26 protein-coding genes and 1 pseudogene are annotated in these 24784 nt (G+C 70.7%); 19 read left to right on the top strand and 8 right to left on the bottom strand.

The genetic code is table 11. The features are described from left to right. Positions 1-97 precede the first annotated feature (97 nt). Both IPH07_26380 and IPH07_26375 read left to right on the top strand, forming a co-directional pair. Positions 98-556: a hypothetical protein gene (locus IPH07_26380; GenBank protein ID MBK6920950.1), complete on the top strand. Its 459-nt coding sequence runs from the start codon at positions 98-100 to the stop codon at positions 554-556. Between the two features lie 105 nt (positions 557-661). After that, positions 662-1117, top strand: coding sequence for a DUF2203 domain-containing protein (locus IPH07_26375; GenBank protein ID MBK6920949.1), 456 nt, complete (start codon positions 662-664; stop codon positions 1115-1117). On the opposite strand, the gene IPH07_26370 is transcribed toward IPH07_26375, so the two are convergent. The 4 genes from IPH07_26370 to IPH07_26355 form a co-directional block, all read right to left on the bottom strand. Next, positions 1104-2306 (bottom strand): hypothetical protein, encoded by a 1203-nt coding sequence (locus IPH07_26370; protein MBK6920948.1) that lies wholly within the window; start codon positions 2304-2306, stop codon positions 1104-1106. The two genes, IPH07_26375 and IPH07_26370, sit on opposite strands and share 14 nt — an antisense overlap. Before the next feature lie 41 nt (positions 2307-2347). Further along, a complete protein-coding gene (locus IPH07_26365; protein ID MBK6920947.1) occupies positions 2348-5230 on the bottom strand; it encodes a hypothetical protein in 2883 nt (960 codons plus the stop codon). Positions 5231-5387: 157 nt separating this feature from the next. Next, positions 5388-6065: a glutathione S-transferase family protein gene (locus IPH07_26360; GenBank protein ID MBK6920946.1), complete on the bottom strand. Its 678-nt coding sequence runs from the start codon at positions 6063-6065 to the stop codon at positions 5388-5390. A gap of 5 nt (positions 6066-6070) precedes the next feature. Then, complete coding sequence (locus IPH07_26355) at positions 6071-6487, bottom strand: OsmC family protein (protein ID MBK6920945.1); 417 nt, start codon at positions 6485-6487, stop codon at positions 6071-6073. A gap of 74 nt (positions 6488-6561) precedes the next feature. On the opposite strand from IPH07_26355, the gene IPH07_26350 reads away from it, so the two are divergent. The 4 genes and pseudogenes from IPH07_26350 (at position 6562) to IPH07_26335 (ending at position 9449) form a co-directional block, all read left to right on the top strand. Then, positions 6562-7446, top strand: a complete 885-nt coding sequence (locus IPH07_26350) for a ChaN family lipoprotein (GenBank protein ID MBK6920944.1) — start codon at positions 6562-6564, stop codon at positions 7444-7446. 97 nt (positions 7447-7543) lie between these two features. Continuing rightward, positions 7544-8674 carry a serine/threonine protein kinase gene (locus IPH07_26345; protein MBK6920943.1) on the top strand — a complete coding sequence of 377 codons (1131 nt, stop codon included), beginning with the start codon at positions 7544-7546 and terminating at the stop codon, positions 8672-8674. Between the two features lie 61 nt (positions 8675-8735). Further along, positions 8736-8810, top strand: a pseudogene (locus IPH07_26340) (hypothetical protein). A 9-nt stretch (positions 8811-8819) separates the two neighbouring features. Continuing rightward, positions 8820-9449: a hypothetical protein gene (locus IPH07_26335; GenBank protein ID MBK6920942.1), complete on the top strand. Its 630-nt coding sequence runs from the start codon at positions 8820-8822 to the stop codon at positions 9447-9449. An 18-nt stretch (positions 9450-9467) separates the two neighbouring features. Here IPH07_26335 and IPH07_26330 read toward each other — a convergent pair whose 3' ends face one another. Continuing rightward, entirely contained in the window at positions 9468-10439 is a 972-nt protein-coding gene (locus IPH07_26330; protein ID MBK6920941.1) for a hypothetical protein, read from the bottom strand. Positions 10440-10495: 56 nt separating this feature from the next. On the opposite strand from IPH07_26330, the gene IPH07_26325 reads away from it, so the two are divergent. The 4 genes from IPH07_26325 to IPH07_26310 all read left to right on the top strand — a co-directional run bounded on the left by IPH07_26325 (position 10496) and on the right by IPH07_26310 (position 16459). Beyond that, positions 10496-11785, top strand: a complete 1290-nt coding sequence (locus IPH07_26325) for a hypothetical protein (GenBank protein MBK6920940.1) — start codon at positions 10496-10498, stop codon at positions 11783-11785. Between the two features lie 7 nt (positions 11786-11792). Next, on the top strand, positions 11793-12353 hold the full coding sequence (locus tag IPH07_26320; GenBank protein ID MBK6920939.1) for a class I SAM-dependent methyltransferase: 561 nt from the start codon (positions 11793-11795) through the stop codon (positions 12351-12353). Between the two features lie 247 nt (positions 12354-12600). Beyond that, on the top strand, positions 12601-14439 hold the full coding sequence (locus IPH07_26315) for a phosphoenolpyruvate carboxykinase (GTP) (GenBank protein ID MBK6920938.1): 1839 nt from the start codon (positions 12601-12603) through the stop codon (positions 14437-14439). Positions 14440-14560: 121 nt separating this feature from the next. Continuing rightward, the gene (locus tag IPH07_26310; protein ID MBK6920937.1) at positions 14561-16459 is read left to right on the top strand and encodes an IgGFc-binding protein; all 1899 of its coding nucleotides are present in this window, start codon (positions 14561-14563) and stop codon (positions 16457-16459) included. Here the strand turns inward: IPH07_26310 and IPH07_26305 are convergent, their stop codons facing one another. Beyond that, positions 16460-17704 (bottom strand): MFS transporter, encoded by a 1245-nt coding sequence (locus tag IPH07_26305; GenBank protein MBK6920936.1) that lies wholly within the window; start codon positions 17702-17704, stop codon positions 16460-16462. Between the two features lie 189 nt (positions 17705-17893). Here IPH07_26305 and IPH07_26300 point away from each other — a divergent pair, with 189 nt between their 5' ends. The 8 genes from IPH07_26300 (at position 17894) to IPH07_26265 (ending at position 23565) form a co-directional block, all read left to right on the top strand. Then, positions 17894-18532: a GNAT family N-acetyltransferase gene (locus tag IPH07_26300; GenBank protein MBK6920935.1), complete on the top strand. Its 639-nt coding sequence runs from the start codon at positions 17894-17896 to the stop codon at positions 18530-18532. 78 nt (positions 18533-18610) lie between these two features. Then, positions 18611-18829: a hypothetical protein gene (locus IPH07_26295; protein ID MBK6920934.1), complete on the top strand. Its 219-nt coding sequence runs from the start codon at positions 18611-18613 to the stop codon at positions 18827-18829. A gap of 14 nt (positions 18830-18843) precedes the next feature. Continuing rightward, the gene (locus tag IPH07_26290) at positions 18844-19068 is read left to right on the top strand and encodes a hypothetical protein (protein MBK6920933.1); all 225 of its coding nucleotides are present in this window, start codon (positions 18844-18846) and stop codon (positions 19066-19068) included. Positions 19069-19138: 70 nt separating this feature from the next. Beyond that, positions 19139-19825, top strand: coding sequence for a DUF2007 domain-containing protein (locus IPH07_26285; GenBank protein ID MBK6920932.1), 687 nt, complete (start codon positions 19139-19141; stop codon positions 19823-19825). 16 nt (positions 19826-19841) lie between these two features. Then, positions 19842-20264 (top strand): FKBP-type peptidyl-prolyl cis-trans isomerase, encoded by a 423-nt coding sequence (locus tag IPH07_26280; protein MBK6920931.1) that lies wholly within the window; start codon positions 19842-19844, stop codon positions 20262-20264. 63 nt (positions 20265-20327) lie between these two features. Beyond that, positions 20328-21632, top strand: a complete 1305-nt coding sequence (locus IPH07_26275) for a hypothetical protein (GenBank protein ID MBK6920930.1) — start codon at positions 20328-20330, stop codon at positions 21630-21632. A 53-nt stretch (positions 21633-21685) separates the two neighbouring features. After that, positions 21686-23173 carry a caspase family protein gene (locus IPH07_26270; GenBank protein ID MBK6920929.1) on the top strand — a complete coding sequence of 496 codons (1488 nt, stop codon included), beginning with the start codon at positions 21686-21688 and terminating at the stop codon, positions 23171-23173. A gap of 8 nt (positions 23174-23181) precedes the next feature. Continuing rightward, a complete protein-coding gene (locus IPH07_26265; protein MBK6920928.1) occupies positions 23182-23565 on the top strand; it encodes a hypothetical protein in 384 nt (127 codons plus the stop codon). Positions 23566-23725: 160 nt separating this feature from the next. Here the strand turns inward: IPH07_26265 and IPH07_26260 are convergent, their stop codons facing one another. Next, positions 23726-23872, bottom strand: a complete 147-nt coding sequence (locus IPH07_26260) for a hypothetical protein (protein MBK6920927.1) — start codon at positions 23870-23872, stop codon at positions 23726-23728. A gap of 142 nt (positions 23873-24014) precedes the next feature. Here IPH07_26260 and IPH07_26255 point away from each other — a divergent pair, with 142 nt between their 5' ends. Continuing rightward, a complete protein-coding gene (locus IPH07_26255; protein MBK6920926.1) occupies positions 24015-24287 on the top strand; it encodes a hypothetical protein in 273 nt (90 codons plus the stop codon). 332 nt (positions 24288-24619) lie between these two features. Here IPH07_26255 and IPH07_26250 read toward each other — a convergent pair whose 3' ends face one another. Further along, entirely contained in the window at positions 24620-24766 is a 147-nt protein-coding gene (locus IPH07_26250; protein MBK6920925.1) for a hypothetical protein, read from the bottom strand. Positions 24767-24784 lie beyond the last annotated feature (18 nt).

Here is a 24784-nt window from a genome sequence, read left to right as displayed (position 1 = left end):
GAGCGCCGGGATTTCGTGCGCCCGCGGTCACACGTGCGACCTCGACCCTCCAGAAGGGTGCGGTGGGCGAGCAGCCGCACCGCAGGAAGCACGAACCATGCACACCAAGATCATTCTCATGTTGGGTTCCCTCGTCGCGCTCACCGTCGGTGGCGTCTGGGGTGGAACCCCCAGCGCGTCCGCGGGTGAACGCGCGATCGAACAGGTCGCCGCCGACGCGAGCACCACCGTGGTCGCGATGGCGCGACTCGACACCGCCGCGCCGACCGTGAGCGAGGCGGGCTCACCCCCGCTCGCAATGGCGCCTAGGCTGCGCTGCGTCGAGATGCACTCGAGCACGAAGTACGCCTGCAAGGACGCCGGCAACTTCGACAGCACCTGCGCGACCGCGAAGTGCGGCGAGGGCTACGTGCTCACCGGTGGCGGCGGCAGCTGTGCCGCGGGCAACCGCAAGATCAAGACCCTCGCGCCCAACGTCTCGACCGGCGAGTTCAGCATCATGTGCGAGCAGCAGGGCACCGCACCGCAGGCCGACGCGGTCTGTTGCAAGCTGTGACGGGGCCTTCGCGGCAGTGTCGCGGAGGCCCGATTCTGCCGTGACGCTCGCTACCTCCGCGTGGCCGTTGACGGTGTTGGGAGAGTCGGCTAACCAGCGGGGCCGATGCGAGAACGCCACTTCTCCCTCGCACACGTCAACGCGATCGTTCCCGATCTGGCGGGGCGCGTGAACCAGCTGCTGCAGCTGCACGTACACCTGAGGACGATGTGCCGCGCCCTCGTGCACGAGGGCGTGCGCATCAGCCCCGAGGCGCTCGCCCGCGGTGAGACCATCGAGGGCGAGTCGCGGGCTCGCGGCCGCGTCGCGCAGGCGCGGGCGGTGTTCGACACCGTGCGCGAGACCGTCATCGACATCGAGAAGCTCGGCGGCGAGCTCAAGGACATCGAGCAGGGCCTGGTCGACTTCCCGTCGTGGCTCGACGGCGAACGCGAGGTGCTGCTGTGCTGGCGCCTGGGCGAGCACAGCGTGCAGTGGTGGCACGACCTGGAGGCCGGCTTCGGTGGGCGTCAGTCGGTCGAGGGCCACGCGTTCGCGGCCGAGCGCATCACTCGGCAATGACCGCGCCGAACAGGTCGGTGATCTGGTCGTGCCCCGTGGGATTGGGGTGGATGCAGGTCAGGTCGAACCACGTTCCCGCGCCGGGCCCGCGGTAGCACGGCGCCTCGGGGTTGTCGGCCTGGAAGCCGTGGCCGCAGAACGACTCGAGCAAGAAGATCATGTCCGACTGGGTATCGACGGCGATCGACATGTACTGCTCGTTGGCCCACACGATCATCTCGGCGAGCTGGTCGGGCGCGGGCACCGGCTGATCGAAGCCGGCCAGCCCGGAGACATCGCAGCTCATGACCTCGCCGGTGCCGTCGGTGAACTCGTAGATGTTCGCGAACACCACGAACGCGCCGTTGGGGAAATTCTCGGGATCCTTGAGCCACTCGATTGCGGCGCGCTGCAGCTCGACCGCCGAGGTGATCTCGTCCCACAGCGCCTCTTCGCTGGCGCCGTCGATGGCGTCCTGCGTGAGCGACGAGATGTCGTTGCCGCCGACGGTCATCACCACCAGCGTGCGCAGCTCGCGGGTCTCGGGCGGGAAGCAATCCTCGATCTGGTAGCCGGGGGTCAGGAGGTCGTCGGTGCGCGCGCCCCACTTCGAGCAGCTCGCGAACGAGCCCGAGTCGCGCACGACCGTGGTGCCGTTGAAGATGTCGTAGAGCTGCCAGAGCAGCTCCGGCGCCATCAGCGAGAAGTCGTCGGTGAGGTCGCCGGCGAGCTGCGTGCGGTAGACGTCGCCAGGCAAGGTCGGCGGAGTCCCGACGGTGACCGAGTCGCCGAGGAACACCACGCGCTCGATGTCGGTGATGTCCTGGTGATCGGTGCCGAGGCAGTGGCTGCCGATGACCGGCGAGAACTGGTCGTAGTCGGGTCCGAGGTTCGGCGTGTTGACGAACTGATCGCCGAAGCACATCTCGAAGATGCCTCCACCGCCGGTCTCGCCGCCGCTGCTGCTGCTGCCGTCGCTGCCGCCCGAGGAGCTACCGCCGGTACCGGTGCTGGTGTCGAGGGCGGTGGTCGCGGATGCGCTCGCGCTGACGCCAGTCGTGTCGGCGGCGCTGGTGCTCGCCGCCGAGGTGCTGGCCCCGCTGCTGGCCCCGCTGCTGGTCCCGCTGCTGTCGGCCTCGCCACCACCGCCGGCGCTGTCGAACGAGCAACCCGCGAGCGCTGCGACGAGGACGATGGTGGACGGGCGCATCGGCCGTCATCGTCGCAGGTCGGTCGAGCGAAGAAAACCGCTCACGATCGGGGCGCACGCCCTTGCAGGCGTGCATCGACCTGCGCGGGGTCGAGCCCGATTGCGGCGGCGATCCGCTGCAGCCACGGGCGTCGTGCCCCGAGCAGCGCACGCTCGATGGCCTCGGGATCGCGCTCGCGCTGTCGCATCTGGGCGAACTTCTCGGCAAAGCTGGCCGGGTTGGGCGGCACGCGGCTGCGATAGTGCTCGGGGCTGCCCGGGTCCTCGCGCATGTCGAAGCACCACTGCTCGAGCGTGAGCGCGCTCGCGTCGCGGGGATCCACGGGCATCGTGGTGTGCACATGGTGGGCGGCGACCTGCAGCGCGGGCGCGAGCGCGGCGAACACGAACGCGTCGGCGTCGGCGTCGAGCGCCCACACCGAGGTGTCGAGCACGACGGCGCCGTCGCCGAGCTGGGTCTCGCCGAGCTCGCTGTCGATCACCACCGCGCGGCGGGTGGTGCTGCGCGGCCGCGCGATCCAGCTGTCGATGATCACGCTGTCGCGCAGGCTGCCGTCACCGGGGATCCAGCTGTCACCGACCACGCGATTGCCGAAGCGATCGGGCACGACGTCGTCGATGCAGGCCAGACGCCGGGCGAACTCGCCGTCGTCGTCGGCCCGCGCGAGCACGGCGTGGGCATCGCGGGCGCGGGAGAGCTGGCCCATGTCGCCCCAGTAGGTGTCCGCGCCGAAGTCGATCACGGCGATCGCGAGCGGGGCCCCGCGGTGCTGCTCGAGCTGCGCGCGCACGCGGGCCACGCGGGCGTAGAAATCGGGACACTGCTCGAGCAGCGCCCGGAGGCCGGCATCGCGGGCGATCTCGGCGGCCCACGCGGCCTCGTCGTGGGTCAGTGCTTCGAACAGGTAGCCATCGACGTCGAGCCAGCCGTCGCGATCGCCGAACGCGGCCGCGAGCGCGTCGATGAAGGCGTGCGACAGCGCGGGTGAGCCCATGTTCACGAGCGCGCGGGTGCCGACCGGTGCCTGTGCCAGGCGCTCGCGCAGCGCCGCCAGCGGGCGTCGTCGCACCTGCGCGGCGAGGCGACCCTCGCCGTCGCGCAGCAACCACTCCTTGTTGCGCGCGAGGTCCTCATCGAGCTGCACGCGCATGCCGAAGCGCACCGCGTCGACGCTGCGCAGCTCGAGCGCGAGCTGCTCGAGCGACTCGGAGGGCAGCTGCGGCTCATCACCCCACTTCCACGCGACACCGGCGAAGCCGGCGCGCGCGAGCGCCTGCGTGACCAGGCCCCACGACCACAGCGAAGCTGCGCCGGCGTCGAGCCACGGCGCGTCGACGTGGCTGCGGATCGGCATGCGCGCGAACGGCTTGATGCCGTGCAGGCGCTGCGTGAGCGGTGACAGGCGCGTGCCCTGACCGGGCAGCATGATGCCGAGCGCGACGCCGCCGGGATCGGGCGCGGGCACCTGCGCGCGCAGGTGGGCGACGGCATCGAGCAGACCCAGCAGCTGCCCACGGCGCGAGCGTTCCTCGTGGGCGGTGATGCGGGTGCGGCCGTCGGCGCGGAAGAGCAGCTGCGTGCGCGCTGCGGTGCGGGCCGCGACCAGCGGGCCGTCGCCGCCGTTGGCGACCAACAGCACCTCGCGTGGCCCGTGACTGTCGGCGACGACGTGTCGCAGCTGTGCGAGCGCGCGGCTGCGTCGTGCGAGCCGGGTGGGGCGGATGCACGCCGACGCGAGCATCATCACGGCCTCGTGCTCGCTCGCCTGCGCCGACCACTGCGGCCAGGTCGCGGGCACCAGCGCGCTGTGGCCGGGCTCGATCACGGTCGCGACGTCGGCGGGTCCACGCAGGGTGATGCGCCCGCGCAGCGCGTGCACGAACACGGCGAGCTCGGTGCCGCTGCGGACCACGGGGTCCGAGGTGAGCGGCACCCGCTCGGCCGTGAACACGCCGTTGTCGATTGCGACCGGTCCGTCGCTCGCAGTGACGACGAAGCTCGAGGGATCGTCGACCGCGGTCGGCAGGTTGGCGAGCGCCTCACGCAGCGCGAGCGCCCGCGCGGGCAGCCGCCCGTGATCCCACACCCGCAGGGTCTCACCCGCCAGCCGCAGCTCGAGCGCGAGTACGCGACGTCCGGCGGAATTGCCGAGCGCGTGCAGCGTCGAGCTCGCGAGGCCATCGCTTGGGTGCGGCACGGCGTTGTGGATCACGGTGCCGGGCGCGACCGGGATCGCGTGCATGCCCGCGCGGAGCTCGGCGTTGATCGCCGCCAGTGCGCGCAGGTCCTCGGCCTGCTCCGATGTGGCGTCGGGCAGTGGGGGGCCGCCATCGGACAGCAGCCACTGCGACCATCGTCGCGCACGCGTGGGGTCCTCGGCACAGCCGGCCGCGAGGCGCTCCTGCAGCGCGGTGCCCTCGGCGACCCGGCGCACGAGCAGCTCGGCATCGAGCGGACGCGAGAGCCCGAGGTGGATGGTCGCGCCAGGCTCGGCGTCGATCACCACGTAGAGCTCGGGTCGCCCAGCGGGGTGCGCCTGCAGCGAGAGCAACGTGTGCACGTCGAGCAGCTTTGGCAGCAGCGGGAGCTCGTGGCCGTAGGCCTCGACGTGGGCGGCGCCGAGGATCTCGGGGCACGCGTGCAGCACCGTGGACAGCGGCAGGCTGCCGCCGTCGGGGAGCTCCACGAAGCTGCCGAACGCGGCGGCCTCACCATCCGATGGCGCGGCGGCGAGCTCGAACGACTCGCCGATGGTGTCGTCGCGATCGATCTCGAGCTGCTTGTGGGCCGCGATCGCGTCGCCGCCCCAGGGGCGCGGCACCAGCGACGCGGTCGGCTGCAGGGCGCTGCGCAGCAGCGTCGCGACGGCCTCGGGCTCGCGACGTCGGATCGCGATCGCAAGGGCGGAGTCGAGGGCTCGCATCGCGTGCGGCATGGCTGCGGGCGGTGGCGTACCGCGGCGCGGAGCATACCCCAGCCGCCCTGCGATCGCGGGCCCGCGTGGGGCGCGAGCCCACGCTCGGGCGGACACGCGCGCGGCGACGCGCGAAGCGTGCTCGCGGATGCCCGGGCCGACCGCGTCAGGGGCGGTCGCGGTAGGGCTCGTCGTGCGGCACGAACGCGTGCTCGTCGCGGGCCCCTGCGCACCATGCCTGCACGGCGGGCAGTGCTCGCACGGCGTCGGCCCACGCCGCGGCGACCGGCGGCAGCTCGACGCCATAGGTGTCGCAGCGCAGCACCACCGGGGCGAACATCGCGTCGGCGATGCTGAAGCGACCGAACAGCAGCGGGCCGTGTTGGCCGTAGCGCTGGCGGCACTCGGTCCACAGCGCGATCACGCGGCCGAGATCGTGCAGCGCTTCGGGTGTGTGCCCGCGCCCCGGCAGCGATGCGCTGATGTTGAGCGGCATCGCGCGGCGCAGCGCGCCGAAGTCGGCGTGCATCTGCGCGCTCACGGAGCGCGCATGGGCGCGCGCGTGGGCGTCGTCGGGCCACAGGCGACACTCGGGGTGGCGCTCGGCGACGGTCTCGGCGATCGCGAGCGAGTCCCACACCGCCTGCGGCCCCCGGCCGTCGTCGTCGTCGATCCACAGCACCGGCACCTGGCCGCTCGGGGTCTGCTCGGGCACGCGCGCGGCCCATGCGGGGCTGTCGAACGGCACCATCACCTCCTCGAAGGCGATGCCAGCCGCGCGCAGCAGCACCCACGGCCGCATCGACCACGAGGAGTAGTTCTTATTGGCGATCACCAATCGCAGCGTGCTCACGGGGCGCTCCGCTCGTGGGTATCGATCTGGATCGTGCCCGACAGGGTCTTGTGCACGGGGCACTTGTTGGCGATCTCGAGCAGGCGCGCGCGCTGCTCGGCGTCGAGCGGCCCGTGCAGCGCGATGGCCCGCTCGATGATGTAGCGACCGCCCTCGTGGCGACCGTTGCAGCGCACGTCGACCGACGCCACCGGCCAACCCTTGCGATCGGCGTACATCTTGATCGTCATCGAGGTGCACGCGCCCAGACCGGCGAGCACGAAGTCGTGCGGCGCGAGCCCGAGGTCCTCACCCTCGAGCTCGGTGGGCTCGTCGGCGACCAGCCGATGGGGCCCGACCTCGATGTCCTGCGTGAAGCGATGACCGACGGCGGTGGCGACTCGGACCTCGCGGGGTCTGTGCGTGCTCGACATGTCGGGCCGGAGTATGCCCGCGCGTGGGCAACGGCGGTCGCCGAAGGCTCTGCGCCCGCGCTATGCTGCACCGCGTGAGCCTGTCGCGCCGTGGCCTCCTCCTCGCGGGTGCAACCATCGCGACCGCGGCATGCGGCCCGCGCTCGCGTGCCGGCACCAAGACCCCCGAGCCTCCGCCACCGCCGGCGTACTTCGACGCGCAGGGCCAGCCGTCGTCGCTGGCGGCGTTCGTCGAGCTGGCCGGCGCGGCCGACTTCGTCGCGTTCGGCGAGCTGCACGAGCATCCGGTCGCCAGTCACGACGAGCTCGAGGTGCTGCGCGCGTTGCTGGGCGGGACGCGGCCGGTGGCGCTGGCGATGGAGTTCTTCGAGCGCGACACCCAGCCGGCGATCGATGCCTACTTCGCGGGCGAGATCGACGAGGCGACGTTCGTGGCGCGAAGCGAGCGCAACGAGGCCTACGCGAGCTCGCATCGGCCGCTCGTCGAGGCCTGTCGCGCCGCCGGAGCGACGGTGATCGCCGCCAACGCGCCGCGGCCGCTGGTGACCGCCTACCGCAAGTCGGGGCTCGCGTACGCGACGTGGCTGGCGAGCCAGACCGAGACCGATCGCGCGTTGCTGCCGGCGACCTCGGTGCCGCCCCACGACGAGCACGAGCGGCGCTTCCTGGCGCTGATGGGGCCCGAGCGCGGGCCGCCGTTCTTTCGCTCGATGGCGCTGTGGAACGACGCGATGGCCGAGTCGTGCGCCCGCTGGCGCGCGGAGCACCCCGACGGCGTGGTGCTGCTGGTGGTCGGTGCGTTCCACGTCGCCGGCCGACTCGGCACGGTCACCGCGTACCGCGAGCGCCGGCCCGAGGATCGGGTGGCCGTGCTGACCATGAAGGGCGGCGGCGTGGGCTTCGAGCCGAACGATCGCGACGAGGGCGACCTCGTGGTCAAGGTGGCCGACGGCGGCTGACCACCGCGAAAAGTTCCGCGGTCCGGCGTGACCATCGCGGCCGCCGTGCCGTACCACCAGAGCGCCCGCGGGGCCCTGCCACTTGGAGCCGACGACGATGACCGACGCAACCCTACGAGCCGAGTCCGTCGCGCCCACCTTGCTGGCGCCCGAGCGCGCATCCGATGCGGCGACCGACGCCGCGGTCGACCGCAGTGCGGCGGCGCCCCTCGACCTGCCGACCGTGCTGGCGCCGGAGCACCGCTACGTGCGCCGCGGCGCGCTCGGCCGCGGCGGCATGGGCGAGGTGGAGCTCGTGCTCGATCGCGGCATCGATCGCACGGTCGCAATCAAGCGGTTGTTGCGGACCAGCCCCGACGACGTCGCGCGCTTCGTCGAGGAGGCTCGCATCGTCGGACGCATGGAGCACCCCAACATCGTGCCGGTGCACGACATCGGCGTCGATGCCCAGGGGCGCACGTACTTCGTGATGAAGTACGTCGAGGGCGAGACCCTGCTGTCGGTCATCGAGAAGCTCGCGCACGGTGACGCCGACACCCACCGTCGCTTCCCGTTCGAGCGACGCCTCGATCTCTTCCAGGGGCTGCTGCGCGCGCTGCAGTACGCCCACGAGCACGGCGTGCTGCACCGCGACCTGAAGCCCAGCAACATCATGATCGGCGAGTTCGGCGAGGTCATGTTGATGGATTGGGGCATCGCATGCGGCTTCGGTGAGCGCTCGGGGACCGCGCCGGGGCCGAGCTTCGCCGGCACGCTCGGCTACATGTCGCCCGAGCAGGCCAAGGGCCACGAGGATCTCGATCCGCGCAGCGACATCTACGGTGCGTTCGTGGTGCTCTTCGAGCTGCTGACCCTGCAGGCCTTGGTGCCGACCGCACAGCGCACGCCCGAGCGGCTCTTGCTGGAGAGCCGCGAGCCGCCGTCGGCGATCGACCCCAGCTTCACGCGGGGCGGTCAGCCGCCGGTGCCGACCGAGCTGCGGCACTTTCTGCGCCGCGGACTGCAGCCCGATCGGGCGCGGCGCTTCGCCGACGTGCCGGCCGTGCTCGAAGCGCTGCAGCGCCTGCGCGCCGGCGAGGTCCCCGTCGAGTGCCCGGTGACGCTCGTGAAGCGCATCAGCCATGCGCTGTCGCAGCTGCTCGACGCACGCCCGTGGGTCGCGCTCGTGGTCCTCGCGGCGCCGGTACTCCTCTTCGCCGTCGTGCTCGCGTTGGGACTGCGCGACTAGCAGGGTCGTGCCGCTGCCGTCGTGACGTTGCCGTGGCACTCGTCGACGCGACGGCGGGGCCGCTTGCACGCCGTGTCATCGGGGTCACCGACAAAGCACGTGCACGCACCGTCGTCGCGCGGCGCAGCTGGGCTAGCATCCGCGCATGATCAAGCCTCTTCTTTCGCGCAAGTCGTTCCTCACCGGCTGTGCCGCTGGCGTCACCGCGCTGCTGGTCGGCTGCAGCAGCGACGGCGACGACGACACCGGGGGCTCGAGCGGAGGCTCGAGCGGCGGCGCGACCACGACCGACTCGACCACCGCGAGCACGACCGCGAGCACCACCAACTCGACCACCGCGAGCACCACCGCGAGCACCACCGCCGGCGACTCGAGCAGCAGCGACTCGGGCGTCACCGAGGGCAGCAGCGAGGGCAGCAGCGCCGGCAGCAGCAGCAGCGGTGGCTCGGACTCGGGCTCGGCCTCGATGTGCACCGAGGCGATGATCGTCGCCGAGATCTCGAACAACCACGGCCACGCGCTCGAGGTGCCGCTGGCCGACATCGAGGCCGGCATCGAGGTCACCTACGACGCGTCCGGTTCGGCTGGCCACTGCCACCAGGTCACGCTCACCAGCGAGGACTTCGCGGCCCTTCGCGCCGGCATGCCGGTCATCAAGTACAGCTGCAACGGCGGCGATCACCAGTATGTGCTGAGCTGCGTCGCCGGTGCTCCGGCCGCGCAGGATCCCGGCTCCGACTGCGATCCCGATCCGATGTTCGGCGCGTGCCCGTAGGCGGCCGCGTGCCGTGGCCTACGGTGTGCAGCAGTAGGTCTGGGTGCCGACCAGGCCCGTGATCGTCCCCTCCGCCGGTGGGCACGTCGGCGGCGGGATCGTGAGGTCGACCGAGTTCACCGGCATCGGTGAGCACGATGCCCCTTGGTACATCAGGGTCGCGTCACCATCGCAGGCGTCGCCCGTGTAGCCGACGAGGTTCGCGAGGGCGCACGCGGAGGCTTGTGCCGGTGCGCAGTCCGGACAGCTGCTGCACGTCGCGATCGCCTCGTCGTGCGTGACGATGCGAGCGAGCGATGGATCGGGGCAGAGCTGATCGCCCCCATGGCGGATGCAGGGCCCGAGCCCAAGCGGTGGGCGCTCGAGGCAGCGGGCGGTTACCGGCCCGGCGCACACGCGCAGCTGGTCCTCCCACGTCACGGTCGCTGCGGCGGCGACCGGCGCGTCGCAGGAGCCAGGGCTGTTGTCGTCCGCGACCGCGCCCACGTAGCCCGTCGCCGACGTCGCGTTGCAGCCGCCGTGGATCGCGAGCGTGTCGACCTCCGTGCCACATCCAGGGCTCGACGACAGGATCGCCGAGCACGAAGGGTCGCAGCTGCAGTCGCACGACTGCGCCGCGGGTCCGCTGGAGGCGACGCCCTCACCGTCGAGCGCCATCGGGCAGGGCGGTGGCGTATCGCCACCCCCCAGCTTGGGGACGAGAATGAACGGGCCCGTCCAACCCGCCGCGAGCTCGGGCACGGTGTCCTGCGGCGCGCAGTCGTCGTCGCCGGTGGTGCTCGGATTGCTCGCGGTCGTGTCGGCGGTGCCGTCGACCCCGCGGGTCGTGTCGGAGGATCCCTCCGAGCTGCTCGTCGACGCGGATGCGGACGCGCTGCCCGAGGAAGAGCCCGTCGAGCCCGCGCTCGCCGGGCCGGTGTCGCCGCCGGTGGACTCGCTGAAGCACGCAGCGAGCAGGCAGCACGTCGCGACGAGGAATCCACGATCCACGTCCGCAGGATACGCGAGTGATGCGGGGTCCACCAAGCCTGCTATCGTCCGGCGCGATGAGCACGACGCACGGCGACTCCGCTGCGAACCCGCCGCCCGCCGGCCACGGCGCGAAGCCCAACCAGTTCGGTGGACCGCTGGGGGCGCTCGCGCTCACGATCGTGATGCCGGCGGCGACCTTCTACCTGTGGTCGGCGAACGCCCACCACGGCGGCTCGCTGTGGCTGCCGCGATCGCTCGCGCAGCTGGGGCAGATGGTGCCGGCACCGACGCTCGAGGCGGCGCTGCTGTTCGCGGGCTGGCTGGCGTTCCAGGCGGTGCTGTACGTGTTCGGCCCGGGTCGCGTGGTGCAGGGCTGGCCGACCGAGCACGGCGAGCGGGCGGAGTACCGCATCAACGGGCTGTTCGCGTTCGGCGTCACCGCGGTGGCGCTGCTCGCGGGCATCCGCTTCGAGTGGATCTCGCCGCGTGACGTGCTCGCGCAGTGGGGCCCGCTGCTCACCATCGCGACCGTGTTCGCGTTCGGAGCCGCGGCGCTCAGCTACGTCGCCGGTCGTCGTCGGGCCCATCTCGAGCGCAGCACCGGGCACCCGGTCTACGACTTCTACATGGGCACGATCTTGAACCCCAAGCTCGGCCGTTACGATCTCAAGTTCTTCTTCGAGTCGCGCATCGGCATGGCGACCTGGGGCGCGTTCGCGATCCTCTTGCCCGCCGCCCAGCTGCAGGCCGACGGCACCATCTCGACCGCGATGCTGGTCGTGAGCCTGTGTCAGGTCTTCTACATCGTCGACTTCTTCGTGTTCGAGTCGACCCTGCTCACGATGATCGACATCATCGAGGAGAACTTCGGCCTGATGCTGTGGTTCGCGTTCCTGGTGTGGATGCCGTTCAACTTCGTGCTGCAGCAGCAGTACATCCTCGCCGCGAAACCCCAGCTGCCGACGGTCGCCGCCATCGTGCTGGTGGCGCTGAACTTCGGCGGCTACTACGTGTTCCGCACCGCCAACCTGCAGAAGCAGGGGTTCCGTCGCGACCCGACGCGCCCGGTGTGGGGCAAGCCACCGGTCACGATGGACACCGCACGCGGCACCAAGCTGCTGCTCTCGGGCTGGTGGGGGCTGGCGCGGCACGCCAACTACCTCGGCGATCTGTGCATGGCCTACGCGTGGTGCCTGGCCTGCGGCCTCGGTAGCGTGGTGCCGTACTTCTACGTGCTGTACTTCACCCCGCTCTTGCTCGATCGCGAGCGACGCGACAATGCGATGTGCCAGCGCAAGTACGGCGAGGACTGGGATCGCTACTGCCGCAAGGTGCCGTACCGCATCGTGCCGTTTCTCTATTGAGGGCGACGTGGCCGACGCACCCGACGACGCCGACGACTCGGTCCGGGGTGGCTACGCGCGCCTGGGCGTGGCCGGCTTCTACGCCGCCCACGGCGAGCACTATCGCAACCCCCACGAGGCCGGCGTGCGGGCCGCGGTGGCGGCCTTCGTCGATCGTTTGCCGGCGGGGACGGTGCTCGATCTCGCGGCCGGCTCCGGCGAGGTCACGCTCGCGCTGCGGGAGCTGGGTCGCGATCCCGCCGACATCGTCGGGTGCGATCCCCACACCGCGGTGGCGTACCGCGAACGCACCGGCGTCGTGCCCGAGTCGTGGTCGTTCGAGCAGCTGTCGCAGGGGCTCGAGCGCCGCTTCGCCGCGATCGTGTGCAGCTTCGCGCTGCACCTGTGTCCGCCATCGTGGCTGCCGAAGCTGGTGTTCGCGATGGCCAGCGCGTCGCCGGTGCTGCTCGTGATCACGCCGCACAAGCGCCCCGAGCTGCGCGACGCGTGGGGCTTCGCGCTGGACGACGAGCGCTACTTCATCGAGCATCGCGTGCGGGCGCGGCTGTACCGCAGCCGTCACGGGTGACGGCCCGCATCCGTTGCAGGCGCCCACCACCGTTCTCCGGCGTGGTGCCGCCGGCGTTGGCACCCGCGATCGCACGGACAAGCCCGTGCACGCGAGTTCGCACCGTCGCGCAGGCTGCGCTCGCGCAGACGCGTTGCGGCGTGCGCTGACTCGCTGCCCGTGTGTCGTGGCACGTCGGCGGCACTGCACGTTGTTCGCCATACCCCCTTGGCAGCAGCGGTGCTTGGGGTGCATCAACGTGGGCGCAATGCCCGGCACCACGAAGCACGCCCGTTTGCTGGCCTGGATCGACGAGATCAAGGCGTTGTGCAAGCCTGACTCCGTCTACATCTGCGATGGCAGCCAGGAGGAGTACGACCGCCTGTGCAACATGATGGTCGAGACCGGCACGATGATCCGGCTCAACCCGGAGAAGCGTCCGAACAGCTTCCTCGCCCGCTCCGACCCGCGTGACGTCGCCCGCGTGGAGGATCGGACCTTCATCTGCAGCACCAACCGCACCGACGCAGGTCCGACCAACAACTGGCGCGACCCCGCCGAGATGAAGGCCACGCTCGGCACGCTGTTCGACGGCTGCATGCGCGGCCGCACCATGTACGTCGCGCCGTTCTCGATGGGTCCGCTCGGCTCGCCGATCGCGAAGCTCGGCGTGCAGATCACCGACAGCCCCTACGCGGTCGCCAACATGCGCATCATGACGCGCATGGGGCAGGGCGCGCTCGACGTGCTCGGCGAGAACGGCGAGTTCGTGCCGTGCCTGCACTCGGTCGGTCGTCCGATCGCCGCCGGCGACAAGGACGTGCGCTGGCCGTGCAACCCCGAGAACATCTACATCGCGCACTTCCCCGAGAGCCGCGAGATCTGGTCGTTCGGCTCGGGCTACGGCGGCAACGCGCTGCTCGGCAAGAAGTGCCTGGCCCTGCGCATCGCGTCGGTGATGGGCCGCGATCAGGGCTGGCTCGCCGAGCACATGCTCATCGTCGGCGTCGAGAGCCCGCAGGGCGAGAAGACCTACGTCGCGGCCGCGTTCCCCTCGGCGTGTGGCAAGACCAACTTCGCGATGCTGGTGCCGCCGGCCGGCTTCGACGGCTGGAAGGTGTGGACGGTCGGTGACGACATCGCGTGGATCAAGCCCCGCGACGGCAAGCTCTACGCGATCAACCCGGAGGCGGGCTTCTTCGGCGTCGCACCCGGCACCGGTGGCAAGACCAACCCCAACGCGATCGCGGCGCTGCACGCCAACTGCATCTTCACCAACGTCGCGATGACCGACGACGGCGACGTGTGGTGGGAGGGCCTCACCGACTCCGCGCCGGGCCACCTCATCGACTGGAAGGGCGAGGAGTGGACCCCGAGCAAGGGCACGCCGGCGGCCCATCCCAACGCGCGCTTCACCGCTCCGGTGTCGCAGTGCCCGTCGGTCGATCCGAAGTGGGAGGACCCCGCAGGCGTGCCGATCGCCGCGTTCATCTTCGGCGGTCGCATGTCGAAGGACCAGCCGCTGGTGTACCAGGCCTTCAACTGGACCCACGGCGTGTACCTGGCCGCGACGATGGGCTCCGAGGCGACCGCCGCCGCGGTCGGTCAAGCCGCGATGCGCCGCGACCCGTTCGCGATGCTGCCGTTTTGCGGCTACAACATGGCCGACTACTTCAACCACTGGCTGAACGTCGGTCGTCGCATCCCCAACCCGCCGCGGATCTTCCGCGTGAACTGGTTCCGGCGCGGCGCCGACGGCAAGTTCCTGTGGCCCGGCTACGGCGACAACATGCGCGTGCTCAAGTGGATCGTCGATCGCGTCAAGGGTCGCGGCTACGCCATCGAGAGCCCGCTGGGCTGGATGCCGCGCCACGAGGACATCAACTGGGACGGCAGCAGCTTCGAGAAGGACAAGTTCCAGGAGCTGATGGCGGTCGCGAAGGAGCCCGGCAACATCGAGGCCCACGCCCACGAGGAGCTCTTCGATCGCTTCTTCGACCGCCTGCCCAAGGAGTTCGTCTACGAGCGCGAGCTGCTGCGCTCGCGCCTGTGGCGCTCGCCCGATCGCTGGGCTGCGGATCAGGGCGGCCAGCCCGGCGGGCTGTAGAGACTCGCTTGGATCGATTTCGGCGCTCGCCGCTGAACCATCCCGAGGCCCGCGTTACCGATGGAGGTGACGCGGGCCGCTTCGTTCGTCACGAAGCGATACCCGTGGGTCGGAGGTGGTCATGGGTTGGGGATCGATGGTTCGCGTGGAGCTGCGCGCCTGGTCGCTGGTGGGCGCGGCGGCGGTTGGTTGTGCGGGTGGCGAGGCGCGCACACCGACGGGCTCCGGCACCGTCAACGACGACGGCACCGCGAGTTCGGGGAGCAGCACGTCGATCGGCGTCGGCACCGTCGCGGTGCCGACCGACGACAGCGGCTCCGCCGGCGACGGCAGCAGCAGCAGCGCCGGTCCCGGCATCTTCGACGTCGGTCGTGTGCTCGACGTCGGCCCGCCGTCGTGTGTGACGTGCTCGTCCGACATGCATCGTCTGCTCGACTGTGATGGCTATCCGGTGCAGACCTGCGACGACGACGAGGCCTGCGATGTCACCGTCGGCGCCTGCGCGCCGGCCTGTGACGCGGTCGCGCACGCGCAGTCATCGGTCGGCTGCGAGTACTGGGCGACGAAGATGGACCACCCGGCCAGCTACGACGCGCTCGGGGTCTGCTTCGCGGCGTTCGTCGCCAACACCTGGTCGGCCCCGGTGGCGATCGAAGTCGAGTTCGACGGCGCGTCGCTGCCGGTCGAGGCGTTTGCGCGGATTCCCAGCGGCGTCGGGCCGGGTCTCACGCTCTCGCCGTACGACCCGGTCGCGGGGCTGCCACCCGGCGAGGTCGCGATCCTGTTCTTGTCCGGGCCGACCGGCATCGAGGAGACCGGCAAGGTGCCGTGTCCGATCACGCCGGCGGTCACCGAAGAGGTGATGATCGCTGGCACCGCGGTCGGTCGCTCGTTCCGCATCGCCACCGACGCACCGGTGGTGGCGTATCAGATGAACCCGTACGGCGCCGGCACGGGCGGTGCGATCGCCGGCGCGTCGTTGTTGTTGCCGACCAGCACCTGGGACACCAACTACATCGCCGCCGACGCGTATCTGCCCGACCTCTCGACCGAGCAGCCGTCGATGAACCTGGTCGCGACCCACGACGACACCACGATCACGATGCTGCCGGTGGCGGCAGTGCAGGGCGGTGGCGGCCTGCCGTCGGGGCCCGCCGGCGTGCCGCTGCAGTTCGTGCTCGACCGTGGCCAGCACGCGCAGTTCACCCAGTCTGCCGAGCTGACCGGCAGCGTGATCTCGTCGGACAAGCCGATCGGGCTGATGGCGGGGCACAACGGTCTGCGGGTGCCGACCGGGGTGCTGTTCGCCGATCACGCCGAGCAGATGATCCCGCCGGTGCGCGCGCTCGGTCACGAGTACGTGGGCGTGATGCACCAGCCGCGCGGCACCGAGCCTTCGGTGTGGCGCGTGGTCGGGGCCGTCGATGGCACCCAGCTGACCTGGTCCGACGACGTCGGTGGCCCCGCGAGCCTCGGGCAGGGCGAGATCGCCGAGTTCACCACGCCCGATGCCTTCGTCGTGTCGAGCCAGGACGCCGAGCATCCGTTCCTGTTGTTCTCGTACATGGGTGGCTCGGCGTGGGACCTCATCACGCCGGGCGGCTTCAGCGGCGCCGGCGATGCCGACTTCGTGATCGGTGTGCCGCCGCAGCAGTACCTCGAGCGCTACGTCTTCTTCATGGATCCCTCGTATCCCGAGAACAGCCTCGTGCTGGTGCGCGCGCGCGATGCCGAGGGCTGGCACGACGTCGAGCTCGACTGCCTCGGCACCGTCGACGGCTGGGAGCCCGTCGGCGACTACGAGTGGACACGCGTGTCGATGGGCACCGGCGACTTCCAGCCGGTCGCCGGCTGCGCCGCCGGAGCCCACGTCATCGAGAGCGAAGGCCCCTTCGGCCTGTGGGTGTGGGGCTGGGGCACGCCCGCGACGAGCGTCTTCACGCAGAATCGATCGTACGCGTACCCCGGTGGGATGAACGTGCGGCCGATCAACGAGGTCGTGCTCGAGCCGGCCGGGTGACTAGCTCGACTCGCCGGGCGCGCGCAGGCGCTGCTCGACGGTCCGCACGAACACCGGCAGCACCAAGCTGATCGCGATCGAGATCCACGCCACCGTCGGCATGCCGACGAGGCTGTGATCGGGCGCCGTCGACAGCACACGCGCCGAGAGCACCGCGCCCGACGCCGCGGCGATGTGCTGGACGGCCGACTGCAGCGACATGAAGCGCGCGCGCTCGGCGGGCCGGGGCACGCGCGTGGTCAGGGTCTGGTAGGCGACGTTGCGGACGCCGTTGAAGAACATGAACGACATGAACATGGCGAACATGCAGGCGACCAGGTGGGTCTGCACCGGCAGGAGATCGGGCTCGGCGAAGCCGATCCAGCTGACCGCGGCGAAGCCGAAGGAGCCCACCGCGGCGATGCGGAACGCACCCACGCGATCGAGCAGGCGGCCGACCGTGCGGGTGGTGAAGAAGCTGATCACGCCGCCGGCGAGGTACATCCACTTGAGCTGGCCCTCGGGCAGGCCGAGGTTGTTCTGCACGAAGGTGGCGATGTTCGGCAGCAGCACGAACGCGCCGGCGTTGACCGTGAACGTCATCGCGTAGGAGATGAGCACCGTGCGGCGACCCAGCATCTCGCGTAGCGGCAGCGGCTTGGGTCGCGACGCGCCCAGGTGCAGCCGCAGCGACGGCAGCCGCGTGACCGCGACGACCACCACGATCCCGGCGCCGGCGACCGCGAAGAACGGCGTGCGCCAGTCGCCGAGCTCGGCGAGCGCGAGCCCGGCGGGCACGCCGAGCACCGAGGCCGCCGCGAACGCGCCCATCACCGCACCCATCGCACGACCGCGACGCTCGGGCGGGATCACGTCGGAGACGATCGCGACCGCCAGCGACGTCGCCGGCCCGCCGAACGCACCCGCGAGCATGCGCGCGAGCATCAGGCCGCCGAAGCTGGTGGCGAGGCCACCGGCGGCGGTGCCGAGCACCAGACCCGCGAGCGCGACCAGCAGCGCGCTGCGGCGATCGAAGCGATCGAGGAAGGTCGAGCCGATGATCCCCGAGGCCGCGGCGGCGAAGGTGTAGGCCGCGACCGCGTCGGCGAGGTGCGACTCGGGCATCCCGACCGCGACCGCCAGCCGCGGCCCCAGCGGCGCGATCATCATGAAGTCGAGGATGTTGATGAACTGCACCGCGCCGACGATGAAGAGCACGCCGCGCTCGGAGAATCCGAGGCCAGTCGTGGTGCTGTTGGCGGGCATGTCCATGCGAGGGGGGCTTTCGGGCTCCGTAGCGTCGGCGCGGTCGCTGTCGAGGTTACTTCGGGGCGGCCCGCGAGCCAGCGGCATCCGGCGGCCATTTGTGGCTCCCGTGGGCAGCGGTGCGTTGCCGGCACGCTGCGGGTGATGCCGCTCACGGCCCGAGGCACGGGTCGGGTACACTCGCCGAAAATGGCGCGTACGCCGAAGCGCAAGTCCAAGTCCAAGGCCGCCGAGCCCGACACCACCGAGCCCGAGGTGGCCGCGTCACCCGGGGAGCTCCGTGTGCGTCGCATGCACCGGCGCGATCTCAACCGCGTGTGGGAGTTCCTCAAGCTGGTGTTCCGCGGGGTCAACCGCGAGACGGTCGAGTACCAGCGCCCGCGCAGCAAGCAGCGCTTCGAGGAGCAGTACGACGACGAGGGCATCGAGCAGCTCATCTTCGAGCTCGAGGGGCAGATCGTCGGCTACGCCGAGTGCGCCTACGAGGTCACGGGCAGCGACAACTGGGTGAACCCCCGCTACTTCGACAAGCGCGACATGCGACCGCTGTTCGTCGAGGAGCTGGCCTCGCACCCCGACTACCACGGGCGCGGCATCGGCAGCTTCATGCTCGAGCAGCTGCAGCACCTCGCGCGCGTGCGTGGCTGCACGCACCTCGTGCTCGAGGTCGCCGAGAACAACCGGCCGGCGCTGACGTTCTACCGCAAGCGCAACTTCTTCAAGCTCGACGCGTCGCTGTTCCTGGCCCAGAAGATCGATAGCGAGCCCGAGCTGCTGCCGCCCCGCGCCATGCGTCAGCCGAAGTCCCAGGACGGCGACGCGCAGTGACGTAGATCGCAGGTTGGCCTGTAGCTTTCCGGCACGGCCGGCGTCGAAGCGCGCCAAGTCGGAGGCACTCCCACCCAAATGACCAAACTGAAGCTCGCAATTGCATGGCTGGCGCTCGGCGCTGGCGGATGTTCCACCTGGTTGAACGACACCGCTCCGGCGGCGCAGGACGGCTATGTCTACGCCGCGGGTGCGCGCCAGAAGGTCTTCAACACCAAGGCCACCGTGTGGCTCTGCCCCACCAAGAACGCGTCGCCCGATGCGTGCAAGCTCGTCGACGTCTCGGTGTCGAAGTGAAGGGAGTCACGACCATGCGCAAGCTCATCACCCACGGCCTCGTGTTCGTCGCCCTCGCCAGCGCTGCCGGCTGCAGCGTCGCCTATTCGAGCATCCGGCAGCAGCCCGATGGCAGCTACCTGCTCACGGAGAGTCGCACCAAGTTCTTCAAGGTGCAGGGCACCATGTACAGCTGCAACGCCTCGGGCGAGACCATGAACTGCAAGGTCGTCGCGCTGCCGTCGCCGAAGAAGAAGTAGTGCACCGAGCCCATGCGCGCGCGAACGGCCCGTCGGGCAGATCGCGCGCGCGGGCTGTTATGCTCCGGTGATGGCATCCGGAAGCATGGTGCTGCTGTGCGAGTGCAGCCATGTCGGTGAGGCGCAGCTGCTGGCGAGCGCGCTCGAGGCCCGCGGCATCACCGTGCACTGTCAGGGCATGCACACGCAGGCGGTGCTCGGCGGGCTGTACGGCGGTGCCCATCGCACGCGCGTGCTTGTGCCGCACGCACAGCTCGCCGACGCGCGGGCGTTCGCGGCCGAGATCGTGGGGCCGTTCGACGAGCCCGGTCGCGAGCACGAGGCGCCGTCGCGTGGCGACCCCCTGCGGCCGCGGCCGTTGGTCGAGGACGACCTGCCGGAGCCGCTCGACGACGAGGCCTCGTCGGACGACGAGGGGGCGTCGTCGCTGTCCGCCGTCGACGATGACGATGACGACGACGACGATCTCGCCGCTGCGACCGTGCGACCGCGCTCGATCGTCGTGGTCGTGCTCCTGGCGCTGTTCGGGCTGAACCTGCTCGGGCTCGCGCAGATCTACGTCGGTCGTGGCCGTCGCGGCGCGGTGGTGTTCGCCGGGGCTGCGATGGCCATGTGGCTGCTCGCACGCGGTGACCCATCGGGCCTCGCGCTGCTCGCCGCGGTGTGGTGCATCGATGTCGTGACCGCGGCCGCGAGCGTGTCCGCGTTCAACCGCGCCTTGCGGCCGGCCGCCGCTGCCAAGCGCGTCGCGTCCTGATAGCCTGCGCCTGCCGATGCTCCGCCGCCTGGCCTCCGTTCTCGTGCTCGCCCTGGCGTGCAACCGTGGTCCCACGCCGGCGGTGCCGACCGACGTCGCCGCGCCGCCGGCCGAGGCCGAGCGCACCGACTCCGGCCTCGCGTCGAAGGTGCTCACGCCCGGCACGGGCGCCCGTCACCCCGACCGCGACACCGCGGTGACCGTGCACTACTCGGGCTGGACCACCGACGGCAAGCTGTTCGACAGCTCGGTCCAGCGCGGCGAGCCCATCACGTTCCGCCTCACCGAGGTCATCCCCGGCTGGACCGAGGGGCTGCAGCTCATGGTCGTCGGCGAGTCGCGGCGGCTGTGGATTCCCGAGGCGCTGGCGTATCGCGGGCAGCCCGGGCGACCGGCGGGCATGTTGGTGTTCGACGTCGAGCTGCTCGCGATCGATTGACCTACGTCGTGGCCGCGCGAGGACTTGCCGTCGACGCACGCGGCAGGGCATGTTCGCTGCTGCATGATCGCGACACGCTCGCAGCGGGCTTGCTTGGGGCTCGCGCTGACGCTCGGCACGGTCGCCTGCGATCGCGCGGGTGAGAGCCCTGCGCCGGTCGCCGAGACCCCGCCCGCCGCGGGCGCTCCGGGCGACGCACCACCCGACACGCCGCCCCCGAGCCCGGTGCCGCACGAGCCTGCGCGCAGCGATGCCGCCGCGTCGCCAGGGCCACACATCGAGGCCATCACCGCGACGTCGTGGCGGATCGAGGAGCGCGCGTTGCTCGAGCTCGCACTCGAGCTGTGGTCGCAGGCTTCCGTCTGCGAGCCCACGACCGGCGGCTGTCGGCTCTCGACGATCGCTCCGACATCGGTGCTCACGCGGCTCGGGCTCGTGCGTGGTGATCTGTTGCAGCGACTCGCCGGCGTGACGCTCGGTGACGCCGCCTCGTGGCGCGACGCGCTCCACGCTGCGACCGCGCAGGGGCGCTTTGCGCTGGAGCTGTCCCGCGACGGGACCCCGCACAACCACCGCTATCGCCTGCGCACCCTCGTGCGCCGCCGCGCGCGGGCCGACGAGGTCGAGCGCGCGATCGATCTGCTGGCCGACGCGGTGGTGCCCTCGGGCGAGGATCGTCGGGTGGTCGACGAAGCCGCACTCGAGCTGTTCGCGCTCGCGTATGCGCTCGATCCCGAGGCGACCACGCGCGCGCTCGTGGGCGGCGACGGCCGCGTGGTGGCGATCGCAGGCGCGCCGGTCGACTCGCCGCTGTCGTTCGTGGCCGCCTTGGCGGCCGCCAAGACGGCGGGCACCGAGGTCGAGCTGCAGCTCGAGGACGCGGCCGGGGCCGGCCGTCGGCGTGTCGTGCTCGAGCCCCGTGCGGGCCTGGTCGACCCGACCCTGCTCACGGCCGCGCGCGCGTCCCTGCCGGATGCGGGCCCGCGCCTCGCGCCCGAGCCGCTCGCCTCGCCGAGCGCGTCGTCGACGGCCGCGGTGACCGAGTCGTACACCATCCCGGCGGCGGCGCTGAAGCGATGGGAAGATGCGCCGCTGGATTTCGCCAAGCTCGTGCGCATCGTGCCCGACAGCAGCGGTCGCGGCTTCAAGCTCTACGGCATCCGCAGGACCCCGAGCGCGGGCGACCTGTCGCCACACGAGCTGGGTTTCCGCAACGGCGACCTCGTCACCCACATCAACGGCACTGCGGTCACGGACATGGAGTCGCTGATGGGCGTCTTCGACAAGCGGCGGACCACCGATCGCTGGACCATCGAGATCGAGCGCCGCGGCGCACCGGTGACGCTCGTGATCACGCGCGGCAGCTGACGGCTTGCTGCGCCCGGGGCGGCGACGGTATCGTTCCCAGGTCGGAGCCTCCCATGCGCGCGCGCCATGCATTCGTTGCGACTGCCCTCGGAGCGAGCCTCGTGCTCGCGGCTGGCTGCCACCGCGGTGGCAAGGACGTGGCGCTGAAGAAGGAGGGCACCGCATGGCCCAGCCTCACCGAGCCGCCGCCGCCGGTGCAGAACTCGGCGCTGCGTGACGCCGCGGTGGTGGTTGCGATCGAGGACTACCAGAGCGTCGACGACATCCCCGGCGCGCGGGCCAACGCAGCCGACTGGGTGAAGTTCCTGACCAAGACGCAGGGCGTGCCCGAGACCAACACGCACCTGCTGTGGAACCACGAGGCCACGCGCGAGGAGATGCTGGCCGACGCCCGCCGAGCGGCCGAGAAGGTCTCGCCGGGCGGCCGGCTGTGGTTCATCTTCATCGGCCACGGCGCGCCGAAGAAGACCGGTGACGACGCGTGGCTGGTCGGTGCCGACGTGCGACCGACCCCCGACAGCATCGAGGCCCGCGGTGTCGCGCAGTCGGAGCTGCTGGCGATCCTCGAGGGCAAGGAGGGCGTGCAGCCGATCGTCGTGCTCGACGCCTGCTTCAACGGCAAGACCTCGACCGGTGGCAGCGTGATGGAGGCCGGCCTGCAGGACCTGGTGTTCGTGTCGCTCAAGACCGGCTCGCGCTCGATCGTGCTGTCGGCCTCGAAGTCCGATGAGTACGCAGGCTCGCTGCCGGGCCTCAATCGCCCCGCGTTCTCGTACCTCCTGCTCGGTGCCATGCGCGGCTGGGGCGACACCAACAAGGACGGCACCATCACGGTGCAGGAGGCGGTCGGCTACTCGAAGGATGCGCTCGAGATGCTGCTGCAGGGGCGACATCAGACCCCCGAGATCGTCGGCGGTGTCGGTGCGGACCAGTCGCTCGCGATCTCGGCCGGCGAGCCGGGCCCGGACTTGACCGAGATGCGCATGCGCGGCGCCGCGGCCAACGACCTCAAGATGAACGCCGACACGCTCGCGGTGCCCGACGCCGCGCTGTTCGAAGGCGGTAGCGTCAACTTCAACCAGAAATCCGACATGCAGGCCGAGAAGCTCTACGGCCAAGCGCTCGAGCTGCAGAAGGACGAGACCGCGCTGCCCGAGACGCGCGCCTCGACCTGGTGCGCACTGGCCCGGCTGTCGCAGAGCACGAACCCCTACCGCGTGCAGGCGCTCAAGATGTGCCGCGAGTGGCAGGTCTATGCGCGAGCGCTCCGCAACAAGGAGACCTCGATGGTCAACGACTACGAGTACCTCCGCGACTACCTGACGCTCGCGCACAAGAACAAGGACCAGAAGCAGGCCGCGTGCGCCGCCTTCCTGAGCGGCTACAACGATCTGGCCGAGGCCGACTACCCGCACATCAAGCACGTCCGCCGCGCCCTCAAGGCGCTGCAGCGGGGCCAGAAGGCCAAGGTGCCGTCGCTGTCCGACGTGAAGATCGTGCCCACCGGGAGCCCCTCGGCCAACCCGACCCCCACGCCGTGAGATCGACGATGCCGACCGCCAAGACGACTCGAGTTCGTGTGCTGCCGATCGCGTTGGCGCTGGTCACCGCCGCAGTCGCGGTGACGGCGTGCTTCGAGCCCGACGAAGCCATCGAGGGCCTGCCCTGCGATGACGAGGGCGATTGCCCCGGCACCAGCGTCTGCCTGCAAGATGCGCTCTATAGCTATCGCACCTGTCAGCCGCCGCCGAAGCAGGACGCGCAATGTTCGGCGGAGAACGGCCCCTGCAACATGCTGGCGTGCTGCGACGGACTCGTGTGCAACACCAGCACCGTCAGCTGTGTACAGACGTGTAGCTACGGCGACACCAGCAATCCGAGCTGCGACTGCACGTGCTACGCGAGTGACAACGTCACCGCGATCTGCTGCTAGTACCTCGACACAGCGATTGTGACGGGCCATAACACCGCCCTGACCGCGCCTCGCTGCGTTGCCGCACCTTGAAATACGCCCGGTATTCCGGCGGCACGGCGCCTTGCGGAGTCGCGGCCATGACGGCGTTCTGACCCATCACAATCGCTGTGTCGAGGTACTAGCCGCTCGCGCGGCGACCAAGCGTCTGCCCGCGGCGGCACACACGACAGCCGGCGCGGGCATCGTCGAGCACCGAGGTGCCCAGCACGAGGCTCTCGCCCGACTTGCCGGCGGTGACCCACGGCGTGTCCTCGGCACGCACCACCGAGAGGTTCGTCCCGGTCGAGAACCCGCCGAGGGCGGCATCGTCGAAGATGAGCGACAGGTCGACGAGCGCGGTGGCGTCGCCGTCGATCGTCGAGGGCGCGGGCGGTGCGGGTCACCAGCATGAGACATCGAGGGTAGGCATGCCGACCGCGATCGAGGATTTCTGGACGCACTTCGACCTCTGCAACGGCACGCCGCTCGATCGCGAGAATCCCGACCTCGCGGCCTACGTCGCCGGCTATCATGACGCCCCCACCGAGGGCGTGGCCCGCTGCCATTGGAGCGAGAAGAGCCCCCACAACCTCGAGCTGATGTTCATGGCCATGGGCGACGCGCTGACCAAGACCGGCGACATCGAGCTGGCGCGAGTCTTCTACGAGGGTGTCTCTGCGGTGCCGGGCAGCGAGAGCTGACCGTACGCGTCGCACGTCGCCGATCGTCTGGCGTCAGACCTCGAGGCGCGGTCCGACCAAGTGGGCGCCGGTGCTCGTCCCCGGCCGAACCTGCGCCGCGTGCCACAGCGCGGTCACCAAGTGATGCCCCCCTTGATGTTCGATTCCCGCCGCGTCCTCGATCGACCCCGACGCAGGCCTCGGCAGCTCTCGAGGTGGCACCACCGCACCCGATGACTCGCCCGAGCTGCCACCGGAGTTACCGGACGAATGTGTCCGCCTCGTGACCGCACCCGTCTGCCCGGGCCATGTCGCCGAGCTTGGCCCGGGCCTCGACCGCGAGATCGGTGAACTCAGGTACTGCGCGTCGATCCACACCACGATGTCGCGGAGCTCCGCGGTCGAGGGCAGCGGCGGATCGAAGCCGGCCAGGCCGACACGTCGCACGCCATCACGTCGCCGGTGCCGTAGAGGAACTCGTAGTTGTTGGCGAACACCACGGACGCAGCGTTGGGGAA

This window comes from Deltaproteobacteria bacterium, assembly GCA_016709225.1.
Lineage (GTDB): Bacteria > Myxococcota_A > Polyangia > Nannocystales > Nannocystaceae > Xiheibacterium > Xiheibacterium phototrophicum.
Note: the sequence above shows the minus strand (reverse complement) of the source record. Positions and strands in the feature narration are given on the sequence as shown.